This is a genomic window from Paraburkholderia sp. 35.1 (assembly GCF_050436525.1).
GTDB lineage: Bacteria > Pseudomonadota > Gammaproteobacteria > Burkholderiales > Burkholderiaceae > Paraburkholderia > Paraburkholderia tuberum.
On record NZ_JBNDMJ010000001.1, the window covers coordinates 438,768 to 452,126 of the forward strand.

The 13,359-nt window shown below is 63.6% G+C and carries 13 protein-coding genes; 3 read left to right on the top strand and 10 right to left on the bottom strand.

All coding sequences use genetic code 11. The features are described 5' to 3' along the window. Nucleotides 1-134 precede the first annotated feature (134 nt). Complete coding sequence (locus tag OKW27_RS02325) at nucleotides 135-2,168, bottom strand: glycoside hydrolase family 28 protein (RefSeq protein WP_429332402.1); 2,034 nt, start codon at nucleotides 2,166-2,168, stop codon at nucleotides 135-137. Between the two features lie 415 nt (nucleotides 2,169-2,583). On the opposite strand from OKW27_RS02325, the gene OKW27_RS02330 reads away from it, so the two are divergent. Next, nucleotides 2,584-4,305, top strand: a complete 1,722-nt coding sequence (locus OKW27_RS02330; protein ID WP_429332830.1) for a ShlB/FhaC/HecB family hemolysin secretion/activation protein — start codon at nucleotides 2,584-2,586, stop codon at nucleotides 4,303-4,305. Nucleotides 4,306-4,366: 61 nt separating this feature from the next. On the opposite strand, the gene OKW27_RS02335 is transcribed toward OKW27_RS02330, so the two are convergent. From OKW27_RS02335 to OKW27_RS02350, 4 genes are all read right to left on the bottom strand, one after another. Beyond that, complete coding sequence (locus OKW27_RS02335; RefSeq protein WP_429332403.1) at nucleotides 4,367-5,044, bottom strand: phosphoribosyltransferase; 678 nt, start codon at nucleotides 5,042-5,044, stop codon at nucleotides 4,367-4,369. Between the two features lie 49 nt (nucleotides 5,045-5,093). Next, entirely contained in the window at nucleotides 5,094-5,357 is a 264-nt protein-coding gene (locus OKW27_RS02340) for a hypothetical protein (RefSeq protein WP_429332404.1), read from the bottom strand. Between the two features lie 56 nt (nucleotides 5,358-5,413). After that, nucleotides 5,414-6,103 carry a CBS domain-containing protein gene (locus OKW27_RS02345; RefSeq protein WP_429332405.1) on the bottom strand — a complete coding sequence of 230 codons (690 nt, stop codon included), beginning with the start codon at nucleotides 6,101-6,103 and terminating at the stop codon, nucleotides 5,414-5,416. Nucleotides 6,104-6,526: 423 nt separating this feature from the next. After that, nucleotides 6,527-7,477 carry an acetyltransferase gene (locus OKW27_RS02350; RefSeq protein WP_429332406.1) on the bottom strand — a complete coding sequence of 317 codons (951 nt, stop codon included), beginning with the start codon at nucleotides 7,475-7,477 and terminating at the stop codon, nucleotides 6,527-6,529. 174 nt (nucleotides 7,478-7,651) lie between these two features. On the opposite strand from OKW27_RS02350, the gene OKW27_RS02355 reads away from it, so the two are divergent. Both OKW27_RS02355 and OKW27_RS02360 read left to right on the top strand, forming a co-directional pair. Then, the gene (locus OKW27_RS02355; protein ID WP_176078841.1) at nucleotides 7,652-7,960 is read left to right on the top strand and encodes a hypothetical protein; all 309 of its coding nucleotides are present in this window, start codon (nucleotides 7,652-7,654) and stop codon (nucleotides 7,958-7,960) included. Continuing rightward, nucleotides 7,957-9,618 carry an AAA family ATPase gene (locus OKW27_RS02360; protein ID WP_429332407.1) on the top strand — a complete coding sequence of 554 codons (1,662 nt, stop codon included), beginning with the start codon at nucleotides 7,957-7,959 and terminating at the stop codon, nucleotides 9,616-9,618. The genes OKW27_RS02355 and OKW27_RS02360 overlap by 4 nt, the downstream gene beginning before the upstream one ends. Before the next feature lie 111 nt (nucleotides 9,619-9,729). Here the strand turns inward: OKW27_RS02360 and OKW27_RS02365 are convergent, their stop codons facing one another. The 5 genes from OKW27_RS02365 to OKW27_RS02385 all read right to left on the bottom strand — a co-directional run bounded on the left by OKW27_RS02365 (nucleotide 9,730) and on the right by OKW27_RS02385 (nucleotide 12,930). Beyond that, nucleotides 9,730-10,011, bottom strand: a complete 282-nt coding sequence (locus OKW27_RS02365; RefSeq protein ID WP_429332408.1) for a hypothetical protein — start codon at nucleotides 10,009-10,011, stop codon at nucleotides 9,730-9,732. A gap of 209 nt (nucleotides 10,012-10,220) precedes the next feature. Next, entirely contained in the window at nucleotides 10,221-11,102 is an 882-nt protein-coding gene (locus OKW27_RS02370) for a F0F1 ATP synthase subunit gamma (protein WP_429332409.1), read from the bottom strand. 341 nt (nucleotides 11,103-11,443) lie between these two features. Then, entirely contained in the window at nucleotides 11,444-11,971 is a 528-nt protein-coding gene (locus OKW27_RS02375; protein WP_429332410.1) for a flavodoxin family protein, read from the bottom strand. 233 nt (nucleotides 11,972-12,204) lie between these two features. After that, a complete protein-coding gene (locus OKW27_RS02380; RefSeq protein WP_429332411.1) occupies nucleotides 12,205-12,618 on the bottom strand; it encodes a cupin domain-containing protein in 414 nt (137 codons plus the stop codon). 36 nt (nucleotides 12,619-12,654) lie between these two features. After that, entirely contained in the window at nucleotides 12,655-12,930 is a 276-nt protein-coding gene (locus OKW27_RS02385; RefSeq protein WP_429332412.1) for a hypothetical protein, read from the bottom strand. Nucleotides 12,931-13,359 lie beyond the last annotated feature (429 nt).

Below are 13,359 nucleotides of genomic sequence, written 5' to 3' on the forward strand. Positions count from 1 at the left end.
ATATTCCGGCCTACGCGGCGAGCCTGATGAGCGAGCTGCAAAGTGGCTCGTCTTGAGAGCCCCCCGCGCGACGACTTCACTCTAGCTGTGCGACGCCAAAGAGCGGCGCCTCGCCGCTCTTTGGTGCGTCGTATTTAACGCGGATCCGACAGCGTCTGATTCAGCGTCTGCCCAGCGATGATCACGTTCTGCAACGTAATGTCGTGCACGTTGTAGAGGTAGATCGGACCCGGCGTGCTGGCGCTCGCGGGGCCTGCGGCCACAGGCGTGCCGAAGTCGCAGTTGGAAATCGTCACTCCCGTGATTGCCGGTACGGTCGGCGCAGGCGCCGGACCGTTGTAGTCGAACGCAACTGGACCTTGCGCAACGACGGCCTGGAAACAGGAGCCGGTTGTACTGCCCAATGTCACGTTCGAAGCATTGACGTTCGTGATGTTGACGTTGTCAATGAGCGCGGGGCGTGTGCGAATCGCATCGGCGGCAGGCTGGTAATCGCAATCGAACGTGATCAGGCCGCCTTGAGACGCGGACGGGTTGGCGGCTGTTGCGGTGGCCACACCGATGGGCACGGTGCCGTTGATCGGACTGCCCGTCAGCATCTTGCTGCCGTAGCCTCCACCTGTCAGGCTCACGCCGTGCGGGAGCGTGACGCCGTTCACGTAGAAGTTCTTGACGTAGCCTCCACGGTTCATGTTCGTCTTGATACGGATCGCGATGTTCAGCGAATTCGTTGCCCAGAACTGATTGAGCATGGTCAGATTGCGCGCGTAGATGTTCTGCACGCCGCCACCCATCTCGCTGCCGAGCGTAATGCCGCCGTGACCGCTATTCATCATGCAGTTCTGGATCACATGGTTCTGCGCGGGTCCGTACTCCGTGTCGAGATCCTTGCCTGACTTGATCGCGATGCAGTCGTCGCCGGTGTTGAACGTTACGCTGTCGCACAGCACCGTGTTGCAGGCGTCGGGGTCGAAGCCGTCGTTGTTCGGTCCGATACTGTCGGCTGTCACGCCACGGATCACGACGTTCGTGCAGTCCGTCGGATGATGCTGCCAGAACGGCGTATTGTTGGTTCGGTAGTTTTCCATCAGCACGTTCGTGCAACCGATGAACTCAACCATACACGGCCGCAGATAGTGGCCGAGACCAAAGATTCGCTGCGCGACCGGCACGCCCGCTTCGGAGAGCGCCGGCAGGTAGTTCTGGTCTTGCTGCCACGGCGTAGCCGGATTGGTCAATAGCGTGTAGAGCGCGGCCGAAATGGTGGGGGCGACCACCATCAGATCGACGTTATTCGGATTCGTATAGGCCTGGGATGGCGTGGTCGACCCCGCGCAGCCGTATGCGCCGCTGGAACCCTTGTAGGTCCACCAGCAAGTGCTGGTGTTTCCGCTTCCGGCGAACGGCGTCATCGCCTGACCGTTCAGCACCGAGGTCGGGCCTTCGCCAGTCACCGCGATGTTGCTCGCATTTCGCGCGTACACGGGCGAGCCGAAGTTCAGGCAGTCGTTCGCCTGCCAGCGGCTGTAGTACAGATTGCCGTTGGCGCCGCAGTTGACCGGACCGTCCTTCGCATAGTCGGCGGGATTCGGGCTGAAATAGATCGTGCAGTTCGCACTCAGATGGAAGTTGACGTTGCTCTGCAGCACGATGGGACCCGCGCAATACCACGTGCCCGCCGGCACCACGACCCGGCCGCCACCGGCTGCACTGCAGGCTGCGATTGCCGCGAGGAAAGCGGGACGTGAATCGAACGATCCCGGTGCGTTGGTCGCGCCGGCCCCCGTACTCAGGGGCGATGAACTGCCGGTGTAGGGGTTGGCCTGGGCAATGACCGCGCACGGTTGCGCACCGTACTGTTCGACCTGGAAATCGACGGCCGGGAACGCGCTCTGCGTGATTTTCTGCAGCGCATTAATGATGTTCGTCGCTGAGCCGTTGGGACCCCAGATCGGGTCGGCCGCAGCCGTTGACGGCGCGCTTCCCGTCGCTGGCGTGGAACTACTGCTTCCGCCTGCCGCGGCAGCGGAAACTCCGCCGCCGCAAGCCTGCAGGAGTGCGCTGCCGGCGAGCGCGCCTCCGAGGCCAATGAAGCCACGGCGCGAAATGCGCAAGGTGTCGCCAGTTGCGGGCGCATTTTTATCAAGATCGCACGACAGCTTGGACATGGAGTCCCCTCCGGACAAATAGTTGTAGGCGCACGAGAGAATCGTCATCGCGCATGTTGTATGACAAGTCTAGAAGAGTAAAGACAAGACGCGGGTCAGTACATATCGTGGAAACCCTTACTAAATGTTTCCTCGATAGCATTCGCGAGGTGTGAAGAGGGTTCGGGTCGCTTTTGGAAACTCGCGCAGGCGCTTCGACTAGAATAATTTCGACGTGCGGCTCCGGATTCGATGCACCACACCCGTTAATAGGTATCGCCATGAACGACGGAAGGCTCGTACTGCATGCGCGACATCGGGTTGAGGGCGGCGGCCTGCTGGTCGCCGCAGCCTGCGGCCAGCCTGCCAATAGGCACAGCGCTTTGCATATAAGCGATCGATGAAATCGCGATCCGCCGCCTGCACTGCTGTCCTGATGATCGCAACGTGCATTGCGGGCGTCATGCAGACCTCACCAGTAGCGGCACAGGCATGGCGCGACCTCGCGCCGCAACCCGCACCGCAGGCGCCGCGAAGCGCGTCGTCACCCTCCTCCCCGGAAGCACAGGCCGAGTCCGCACGGATCGCTGTCGAGCGGCTTGCCGGGCTCGTCTTCGAACCGGCCGGCGCGTCCGCGGCGGCATCGTCGAGGCAGCAAGGTCGTATCGTCGCGCAAGGATTGCCCGTACTCGACGCCGCCTTCCTGCAGAGCTTCGCCACGGACCTCGACAAGCCGCTGACCTTCGGCCGCCTCGCCGAGATACGCCGCGCCGTGGTCGCGCGTTATCGGGCGGCGGGAAAGCCGCTCGTCGACGTCTACGTGCCGGAACAGGACGTGAGCTCGGGTGTCGTGCGTATCGCCATTGCCGAATTCAGACTGGGTCGGGTTCATGCCAGCGGCAACATCTACTTTTCGAGCAGGCTTCTCGAACGTGAAATGCCGCTCGAGCCCGGCGGACCGATCCTGCAATCGGCGGTCTCGAAAGGACTTGCGGTGCTCAACGCGAATCCTTATCGACGGGTCGATGCTGTTTTTGCGCCCGGTGAGGCCGCCGACACGACCGACGTCGTGTTGCAAACCGAAGACCGGCTGCCGCTTCGCGTAAGCGCGGGTTACGACAATGAAGGCGTGCCGGAGCTCGGCCGTGATCGGTTCTTTGCAGGCATAGGCTACGGGAACCTGCTTGGTCTCGATCAGCAGATCGCCTATCAATTCACGGCCAGCAACGATTTTTTCAGCGGCAATCCGAATATCGAAGGCCGCCCGAACCGCGCCCGCTTCACCGCGCACGCGCTGAACTACACGGCGCCGCTGCCTTGGCTCGACAGTATCGAGTTGTTCGGCGTCTACGCGCAGAGCACGCCACGGTTGCCCGACACGTATGGGCAAACGGGCATTTCTGCGCAGCTCAGCTTTCGCTACGACTTGCGTCTGCCGACCATCACGGACACGACACAGTTGATCCAGATCGGATACGACTTCAAGCGCAGCAACAACGATCTGGAATTTGGCGGCTCCCAGGTTTTCAACTCGAATACGCACATACATCAGTTCGCGTTGTCTTACGACATCAGCAAACCGACCGAGGCTGGCACGGCGCACGCCGCGGCGACACTCGTCGCCAGTCCGGGCGGACTGGATGGCAACAATCAGGATTCGGCATTTAACGCCGCGCGGCAGGGCGCGACGGCCCGCTACGTCTATATGCAGTTGACAGCGTCTCGTGCCACCGCGCTTGGGGCTGGCTTCACGCTGATCACGAACGGAACGTTCCAGTGGACGCCGAACACGTTATTACCGAGCGAGGAGATGGGGCTCGGCGGGGAGTCCAGTGTGCGAGGCTACGACCCATACGTCACGCAGGGCGATCGCGGCTGGAACATTCAGACCGAGGTGCGCACGCCTGCGATCTCGCTCGGCGCGAGCAACGCAGTCGTGCAACCCTTTGTGTTTTTCGATGCGGGCCGCGTATGGAGCACGATCGACCAGCCAGCCGAAAATAACCCCGGTCTGCTCGCGGGCGTCGGCGCGGGCGTGCGCGTCCAATGGTCGAGATTCGTGGATTTGCGCTGCACCTATGGCGCGCCATTACACTCGGCGACACCAAATGGTTCGAAGGCGCCGATCGTGCTCTTGTACGTGTCGGTCGGAACGTGAGCCGTCGGTAGATGCCCCATGTTCGACACGGGCCGCCGCCGTGTCTGCCTTCGTTGCGCCGTCAGCCGGCCGAGTCCGAGCCCTGCTCGGGCCCCCAACCGCGCGCGGCGGCGAGACAGGCGCGGACTTCTTCATCGGTCGTCTGGTCGAAATTCACATAGAACCCGCCGATCCCCATCAACCAATCCGGCTGCAGCACGCTCACGAACGCGTGCGCGATTCCTTCGAATGCCGTGCACGCATCGGATTGCGACACCGGGACCGCCACCACGATCCGAGCGGGATGTCTGCTGCGGAGTGCGTCGAGCGCCGCATGCATCGATGCCCCCGTCGCGATGCCGTCGTCGACCACGATCACCGTCTTGCCCTGTACTGGCACCGGCGGGCATTCCCCACGGTACGCCAGTTCCCTGCGCGCGAGTTCGGCTGTTTCGCGCGCGATCACGTCGGCCAATTGGGCGTCACGGATTTGCAGTTCGCGAAGCACCGACCTTTCCAGATGAAGGGCGCCCCCCGTCGCGATGGCGCCCATCGCCAGTTCCTCGTCTTGCGGCGCCCCAAGCTTTCTGACGACGAGAACGTCGAGCTTCGCATGCAATGCCCGTGCGACTTCGAACGCGACAGGAACGCCGCCGCGCGGCAGAGCCAGCACCACCAGATCGCCGCGACCCTGATACTCGCGCAGTGCGTGGGCCAGTTGTCTGCCAGCGTCGGCGCGGTCGCGAAACAGGTTGCCCATCGCTTTTCCTCCCGCAACGTCGGTGCGCGTTGCCAGAGCCACTATGCCATCAATCGGCCGCATCAAGCGTCCTCCTGAACGGAGAAGTTTTCACGGGTCTCGCCGGCGATGCCGATACCCCACCGCTTCCGAAGCACGTGCCCGAGAACCCCGGGGCGCCATCCGACGAAAACCCCGGCACGAATGCGAACTCGTCGTTGACCGTGATCAGAAAATCACGGTTGTAGCGCGATGGCGCGAAGATCGTCATCGAGCGGAAGAACTGCGACGTCTGGAACGGACGGTCGAGGTCCAGGCACTGCGTCGGGACCATGGCGCGGCACGGCGTGCAGGGCATGCCGGAATGACCGCGATTTGCCGCGCCCCTGTTCACATAGGCGTGAACGCGACCGAATATTCCAGATGATCCTTTACGCCTTTTACCCCTGGCACCCGCGCGGCGGCGGCGAGGATCGCCTGACGTTCTTCCTCGGAGCGCACCGCTCCCCAGCAATGAGCGACGCCGTCCGTGACGATCAGGTCGTCGGCGGCCATCGCCCAACGATGTCCGTCGAGTTCCTTCGTGATCGCGCTGCGAATCTGATCGTCCGACGGTTGCGCATCGAGCTGCGCGGGTGCGCAACTCGCGAGCGCGCGCACCAGATTGGCCCGGCTGACGATGCCGACGAGCTTGCCCTTGCTCAAGACCGGTAACCGCTTGATGTGCTTGCGCCCAAGCAGTTCGGCGACCGCGCCAAGCGGCGTCGATTCGTCGACGGTGACGGCGGGGGCGCTCATCACGTCACGCACCCGAATCGAACGCTCCTTCAGATACTCGACCGCGAGTTGACGCGTAGGCGCGAGGAATTCCGCGAGCCACGAGCGCCGCTGCGTTTCGGTGCCGGTTTCGATGCGCCGGAGCAGATCGCCCTCGCTGACGATGCCAATCACGCTGCCTGCGTCGTCGACGACGGGCATGCCGCTGATCCGGCTGTCGGCAAGCAGCTTTGCCGCGTCATAGACCGAACTTTCCGCTGCGATTGAAACCACCCGGGTCGTCATGATGTCCGAGGCTTGCATAGTGATCTCCATATCGAGTGCCCTGCGCTGTCGCACAGGGGTGCAGGCAGGCGCGAGGCGAAGCAATTGACAGGCGCTGAAGGACGCGTCGCCGTGCTCCCTTCGGCGCCAACTTCGAATCCGCTCGCGCGGCGTGCCGCCGCGACGAAGTCCTCGTCGACCAGTCGTTGCAACGCGTCGATTCCGCCGTGCCATGCGCCTATCGCAAAGATCCGGCCACTCGTGATTAGCCCCGGGTTCGAGTACAGCCCAATGATCGATGCGTAGCGGCGGACCATCGTTGATTTGCATCAAGCATCAAGGCCGCCCTCCGCTGTCCAGGCGACGGTGACGGCGTCCATGTCGATGCGCCATCTGGGGAATTCGCACTGCCGACTGCGATGCGGCGGTGAATTACCGGTCACCCGCTCCACGAACGTCGCGTCAAAACGCAACGCTGAACGCTGTCACGAATTCGTCGAGCCGCGCGCGATCGAGCCCGTCGATACCGGCGGCAGCGACCCTGCCGTTTCCTCCGAACTTCCTGCAAAGGACGTCGGCGCCTCGCGGACAATCGAGCGGAGCCCGTACGCTCGCCGTGTATCGGCCATCGGCGCCGGCCGTCAGGACCGCGTGCGCTCGCGCCGGGTCGCGTCGCGCGACGAGATTGGCGAAATCACCTCGCACGCGCCGCGCCCACGCCGCGTCGGGAAGAATGTGCAGCGTTCCATTGGCGAGCCGCCGCGTTACCGCGAGTCCCAAGGCCAGTTCGAGGTCTTCCGTTCGTCGCGCCTGCAGTTCGGGCAGCACGCCGGTCGACGCAATGAACTCGAGGGGGTCCGAATAGGGTTGAATGGCGCGATACATCTCGACAGGATCGACGGCAAGATCGACGACGCTGTCCCCGTAGGCGTTGTAGTTGATCGCTTCGCCGAGTTCGCGCAGTTTGCGCTCATCGGACGAGTTCACCGCGCACGCACTGGCGGCCCGATGCGCTGCCCGATGCAGGTTGTCGCCATAGGCCGCGACCACCGCCCATCGCGTGTACCGGCCTTGAAGATGGCGGTCCACGATCAGCGCAGTGCACCTATCCGGTGACGTATCGATATGCGTCGTCAGCAGCGCGTGTGCGGGGATGGGACCGGCGAAATGATGATCGAAATAGTCGATCTTTACACCAAGATCCAGCAACGCGATGAGTGGCTCGCGGTTCGAGTCGAGCGAAATATCCAGCACGGTCACGCTGTCGCCCGGCTGCGCGTTCGCGCGTTGCAGAAGCATTATCTCGCGCTTGGCTCCCGTGATCAGGATGGTGTCGGCAGGCTCGGCGAGCCGCAACTGATGCAGCGCGCAGATGCCGTCGGCATCGCCATTGAAAATATCGAATCGCTTCATCCGCTGCTCCACCGGCGCGTTGCTGCCACGATCGCACGCGGCTTGACTGCGGTCAATCGGTGACCCACGCTCCATTTCGTATGGAAGCGTACAGGCAGTTGCCGAGCGACTGGCGATGCCCGGCTACCGCCTCGTTGATACAGATCAAGCCGGTTACCATACCCGATGGCTTAAATGAGTAGACGATTCCGGCTCGCGCGCAAGGCGGGCGCCGGCCGTCCCATCACGCGGAGGTCAACCGTGCCGAATGAGACGCTCGTGCTTCACCATGAGGCCCGGCAATGGCTGCTCGATGGCATCAATGCGCTCGCCGAGGCCGTCAAGGTCATGCCTGGTTTCGGCGGCCGCAGCGTGATCGTCGAACGCGCGCCCGGCGTGCCGCTCGTCGCGAATTCCGGCCCGGTTGTCGCGGGCTCGGTCGACTTGAGCGGTCGCCACGGAGAAATGGGCGCGCAGCTGCCCGCGAGGTGGAGTCCGGCATGAGTGCGCCACGGAGCCGCAAGCTTTCTTCACCACGCGCCAATGCAGGCATGCGCGGCATCCAGCATCTCGCCAACCGGGTCCGCGCCGCGCGCCGCAGCGTGCGCGGACTCGACGCGACGCTGCGCAGGCCGGGCACGTACCGTCATCCAGCGGGCAGGATCGTCCGGGTCGAAACGCACATATCCGTCGTGTATCTCGCCGGGCGCTTCGCGTACAAGATCATCAAACCCGTCGCCCCGGGTTTCGCGGACTTTACCGCCACCGCGACCCGCAAGCGCTGCTGCGAAGCCCAGCTCCGTCTGAACCGGCCGCTCGCGCAAGGTATTTACGCCGGCGTGCTGCCGATTGCGCGCCACGCCGGCGTGCTGACACTCGGGGACGGCGGCGTGACAGTCGATCACGCGGTCAAGATGCGCCGCTTCGACGAGGCGATGCTCTTTTCGAGTCTCGCGGCGAAGGGAGCACTGACGCCGCGCGACATCGACGGCGCGGCGAAGCGGCTCGCCGACTATCACCTGAGGGCGCCCCGCAACGCGCCGTCGTCGCGCTACGGCAGCGCCACGCTGGTGCGAACGCAGATCGAAACGATCAACGCGGCGCTGCTGGCCAATTGCAGCCATCCCGCGCTGCCCGGCATTGCCGCGTGGTGCGCGCGACAGCTCGACCAACTCGCGCCGCTGATCGGGCGGCGCCGCGCCGAGGGTTTGGTGCGGGGCTGCCATGGCGATCTGCATCTGGACAACGTGGTTCGCTGGCGCGGCGCAATCGCGATGTTCGACTGTATCGACTTCGACGATGCGCTACGCTGGATCGACGTCGCAGCGGACGTCGCGTTTCTCGTGATGGACCTGTGCGCGCGAGCGGAGCCCCGTCTGGCCAATCGACTGTTGAACCGTTGGCTGGAAACGTCGGGCGATTATGCGGCGCTGTCGCTGATGCCTTTGTACGTCGCCTATCGCGCGCTGGTGCGGGCGTGGGTCGCGTGCCTGAAAGCGGGATACGTAGCGGGCGGCAACGTCGCCATCCCGGATCCGGCCCTGCGCTACCTCGAGGTGGCACGCGCGCAAACGCAGAAGCCGGGACCCGTTTTGCTGCTGTGTCATGGCTACTCCGGTTCGGGAAAATCGGTCGCGAGCCGGGCCCTTGCGGACCTGTGCGGCGCGGTGCGAGTGTCGAGCGATGCCGAACGCAAGCGTCCGCGGCCGGCGCCCGACGCGCAAACCTCGCCTGGCGCCGAACACTACACGCCAGCCGCACGTCACGCGATCTACGACCACCTTCTTCGACTCGCGCACCGCGTGCTGCAAAGCGGCCACAGCGCGATCGTCGACGCGACCTTTCTCGAGTTCCGTCACCGCGACACGTTTTTCGCGCTCGCCCAACGGCTTGGCGTACCGGCTCGCATTCTAGACTTTCGTGCCGAACCAACGGTGCTCGCGCAACGCGTCGAAGCGCGCCGGCATGGTCCGCGCGATCTGTCCGACGCCGACACCGCGACGCTCGCGCGTCAACTCGCGAGCGCCGACGCACTGACGCCGGCGGAACAGGCGTTGACCTTGTCATTCGACACCGCGGTACCGATGGCGGCGTTCGACTCCCCCGCGTTCTGGCGACCCGTGCTTGCACTGATGCAGTCAGCGCCGTTTGCGACCCGCTGATCATGTTCCGACGCGAAGCGGGGTCATTGATCTGCGCGCGTGACCGAGGTCGCGTCCGCGTCGATCACGGCTGGCCGATGCTTCACCAGATCCGTTGATACCGGTGGGCGCTTAGAAGTAGCGCGCGCTCATTGCCGGTGCCTGTTCAACGGGCGGAAACACGTCCCACGAACCCTTGCCGTGCCGGAAAAATACAATCGTCAGCGGTCTCGAAGAAATCGCGCCTTCGAGCCAGACATACCGCGCCCGGGTGATCGCCAGGCGGCCCGTGCGCACCACGTGTGCCGGTGTCGTGCCGGTCGGCGCAAGCCATTTCTCGACCAGTGCGCGCAGCGGGATGATGGTGTCGTTCATTGCCGCCTCCCTGGACTCGCCGACCTTGGCGCCGGACATCGCGGCGTGTCGTCGAATCTATTATCGGCAACGGCTGGCGTTATCTAAATCAGCGACGGCGGAAACGGGGTTAGTCCGTCGTCGCCGGTCGTAGGAATCGGCTGACCCCAGTTGAACGATCGGACGACACGGTCCGTGCTCCACCGCCGAGGCTCAAACGCACGTCACCGAACCGGGCAGCGACACGCAGAGCCAGCACGCGGCGCGCTTCACGACTGCCCCCGTGCCGACGTAGCCGGCGGCACGCAGGCGCCCGTCGCGGCCAGTTCGGCGATTTCGGCGGTGATCTCGTCCTGCCGGACGATCCGATAGTCGCGCGTGAGTTCCTGCAGCCGGTCCTTCACATGACGGCTCGCCGCCAGCATCGCCCCGACGCGCGCCGCGCTTTCCGCCGCGAATGACTGCATCAGGCCTTCGCACAGTTCGAGGTACACGTAGCGCTCGGTGAGGCCCCTCAGCAAGCCGTCGAGCGGCAGGTTCAAAAGCGGCGCCTGCCCGCGCGACGCCACCCGGAAGCGCGTGAAATCGAACGGCACCAGCCGTCGCGTCACGATGCGCTCGTCGAGTCCGGGGCCGGGCGTCGCGTGCACGAGCCACACCTGCGACGACGCCTGATCGCGAAAGCGCGCGAACACCGCGTCCGCGAGCTGACTGGCCACGCGCATCACGTCCTCCGCGTGCGAGGCCATTCCCACGGACCAGCCGTAATGCAATGCGCGTTCCTGGGCGAGCATCACGCCGCGCGTGCCAACGATGAAAATCTCGCCCGGCTCGTCCGCCCTCAATCGTTCGACGCGCGCCAGCAGATGCTCGTTGAAGCCGCCGACGAAACCCTGCTCGGTGCATAGCACGATGATGATGCGCGCGGCGTGTTCCGGCGGCGCGGATGCCGCCGGGTCGGCCGACGGCGCCGCCGCCAGCACCATCCCGATCGCCTCGCCGACGGTCGCCGCCGTCGAGCGGATGCCCGCGAGCCGCGCCTGCGCCTCGCGCTCGCGCGCGGCGGCGATGCCGCGCATCGCGCCAATCACCGTTTCGAGTTGCCGCGCCGAAGCGGTGCGGCTTTCGATCTCACTGAGCTTGCTGCTCATCGGGACTCCCTGCTGCTTGCGCCGCGCGCGCACGTTCGTGCATCGCGCGCTCGACGAGCGGCTCCGCAACTCCCTCACGATAGCGGCCCGCCCAGCATGCAAGCTGATCCATCGCCTTCGCGCGCGAGCGCTATGACGAAGCGGCACGGCGCTACGACGCGGCGCGTCACCGTTTCCCTTTCGACCTCGCGGATGTCATTCGTCCGGAGCTCGACAAGCCGGCTTTCACGGTACCGGACGCAACGCCGGTGCACCGTCATCCACGCACCGACTTCGGCGCGTTGCGCGGTTCGCTGCGGGTTTAGTTGCATCCTTCCCGACCGCGCGTGCGACCGCCCGCGCTACACCAGCCACTCCGTCTCCCGCCGCGCCGCCATTCTTTGCCTGATCTTCTGCGCGAACGCGTCGCGTTTGTCGGCGTCCCTGCGGCGGTACAAATCGCTGCCGCTGATCACGCAGGCCGCAAGCGGCGTCTTGCCCGCCGCCTCCGACATCTGCTTCAGCGCCGATCCGCTGCCGCGCGCGCCCTCGCAGCAGAACAGCGCCAGGTGACGGATCTGTCCTCCGTTCGATTCCAGCCACGCCCGAACCGGCGCGCACGCGCCGCCTGCCCAGACGGGCGCACCGACGACGACCAGGTCGTACGCGGCGACGTCGAGCAGCGCCGGCATCACGGCGGCGCGCCGATGGCACAGCGCATCGATCACCGATCTGACGTAGCCGCGTGCGCCATCACGCGATCCTGGCCCGGCGCGTTCGCGGATCGGTTCGATGTCGGCGTCGAGTTCGGACGCGAGCAGTTCGGCAACACGTCGCGTGGTGCCGGTTCGCGAGTAGTAAACGATCAGAATCCCGCAATGCTCGGTCATGTTCCTTCTCCGGCGGCAGACACTGGGCGCTCCGTCCGCCAATTGGGCGTCACTCGTTGCGTGCGCGAAGCGCGCACGCCGAGCCGGGGTGTGAACGCAGCCCGGATTAACCGGAACATTCCCTGGCCGTGATCGTTGCCCTCCACAGACGGCACGCAACTGCAGGCACCGCTACGGCGCGACGTCCGCTGCTATCACTGTATTTGCGCGCAGCCGGCAGCGCTTGACCTACATCAACTGGCGTGCGGCATCGGCGCGCTTGCTTTTGCTCTCTTACCATCGACGAATGTCCGGTTGAGCATTGTATGGTCAGTGTGCGTCGGACCCGAGTCTGAATCTGGGTGGTATATGACAATACGCATGTTTTCTTCTCCACTTTGGAAGCTATGCGCAACGCCAGGCGGAATCACGAAAGCCGTGCCACCGCGAAACTCCAGCAGTCCCTGATGTGTGTCGCAATGACCGTCACCGGAAAGAATCAGCCCGACCCGTATGGTCGGATGAGTGTGCAACGTTTGCGAAGTCTGAAGTGGCAAATGCAGAAAATTCAGGCAAGGTTCGCCGCGAGTAGGTGATGAAATTAGTAAGCTACTCGTACAGCCATCGATATAGCGCAGTCGACCAACGTCCTCGATCGGTCCGCCCATCAGAGTTACGCCCTTGTAACCGAGGCTCGTGGTAACTCAGGCTTCGGCGTTGCCTCTCAACGACAATGCGCCAGGAAAGCAACCAAATTGCCCGCTCCGTAACCGATAGACGCTTCCGTCGTGTGAGACATCCACTTCACCGGATTGCACAACGATGAAATGTGTGGAATCTGCATCGAGTCCCTGCGTATCTCCCGGCGAAATAAGAACTTTGGTTGGGCAATCCGTCTGGCGGTAGTCGAGCGCGACAGCCTCATTCATCGAAAACACCGATATCCTTTCGTTACACGGCGTATGCATATCAACAGCCATAATTGTTTCCCCACCCTCCGATTCATCAGTTTTAAAGGCCCGTTACTTCACCTTAATTTATTTTCAAGATACACCTATCAATCAGATAGGTTGTAAAGAGATACCCGTGTGGTAAACGTGCACGGATTTCTTACGGTTCTACGTTGAATCTGCCCGGGCATTGAGGCGACATTTGACAATGTTTGTAGAAGATTTGTTTTAAGTCAGATCGCCGGCTGGTGCCGATCTTGCCGCGGACAGGGTTTTCAGCTGCCCGGTCCAAATAAAGAGATAACAAAAGTCCCTCTGGCCTCGTTATCATTCGCCCTCCGCATTTCGTCTGACAAACAATTTGATGTGGGTGTTGCTGGGAGACGACCGACGACAGAGGTCTGTGGCCGTCTCATCGGCTATGGCTCCCAATTTCAAAATTATTTCACCCTAACATTA

Excerpts from the sequence above, each read along its gene's own strand:
- OKW27_RS02385 (WP_429332412.1), bottom strand. The coding sequence starts at position 12,930 with ATGGCTGTTGATATGCATACGCCGTGTAACGAAAGGATATCGGTGTTT.
- OKW27_RS02355 (WP_176078841.1), top strand. The coding sequence starts at position 7,652 with ATGAGTAGACGATTCCGGCTCGCGCGCAAGGCGGGCGCCGGCCGTCCC.
- OKW27_RS02375 (WP_429332410.1), bottom strand. The coding sequence starts at position 11,971 with ATGACCGAGCATTGCGGGATTCTGATCGTTTACTACTCGCGAACCGGC.
- OKW27_RS02370 (WP_429332409.1), bottom strand. The coding sequence starts at position 11,102 with ATGAGCAGCAAGCTCAGTGAGATCGAAAGCCGCACCGCTTCGGCGCGG.
- OKW27_RS02380 (WP_429332411.1), bottom strand. The coding sequence starts at position 12,618 with ATGGGCGGACCGATCGAGGACGTTGGTCGACTGCGCTATATCGATGGC.
- OKW27_RS02345 (WP_429332405.1), bottom strand. The coding sequence starts at position 6,103 with ATGCAAGCCTCGGACATCATGACGACCCGGGTGGTTTCAATCGCAGCG.
- OKW27_RS02365 (WP_429332408.1), bottom strand. The coding sequence starts at position 10,011 with ATGTCCGGCGCCAAGGTCGGCGAGTCCAGGGAGGCGGCAATGAACGAC.
- OKW27_RS02340 (WP_429332404.1), bottom strand. The coding sequence starts at position 5,357 with ATGGTCCCGACGCAGTGCCTGGACCTCGACCGTCCGTTCCAGACGTCG.
- OKW27_RS02330 (WP_429332830.1), top strand. The coding sequence starts at position 2,584 with ATGATCGCAACGTGCATTGCGGGCGTCATGCAGACCTCACCAGTAGCG.
- OKW27_RS02335 (WP_429332403.1), bottom strand. The coding sequence starts at position 5,044 with ATGGGCAACCTGTTTCGCGACCGCGCCGACGCTGGCAGACAACTGGCC.
- OKW27_RS02350 (WP_429332406.1), bottom strand. The coding sequence starts at position 7,477 with ATGAAGCGATTCGATATTTTCAATGGCGATGCCGACGGCATCTGCGCG.
- OKW27_RS02360 (WP_429332407.1), top strand. The coding sequence starts at position 7,957 with ATGAGTGCGCCACGGAGCCGCAAGCTTTCTTCACCACGCGCCAATGCA.
- OKW27_RS02325 (WP_429332402.1), bottom strand. The coding sequence starts at position 2,168 with ATGTCCAAGCTGTCGTGCGATCTTGATAAAAATGCGCCCGCAACTGGC.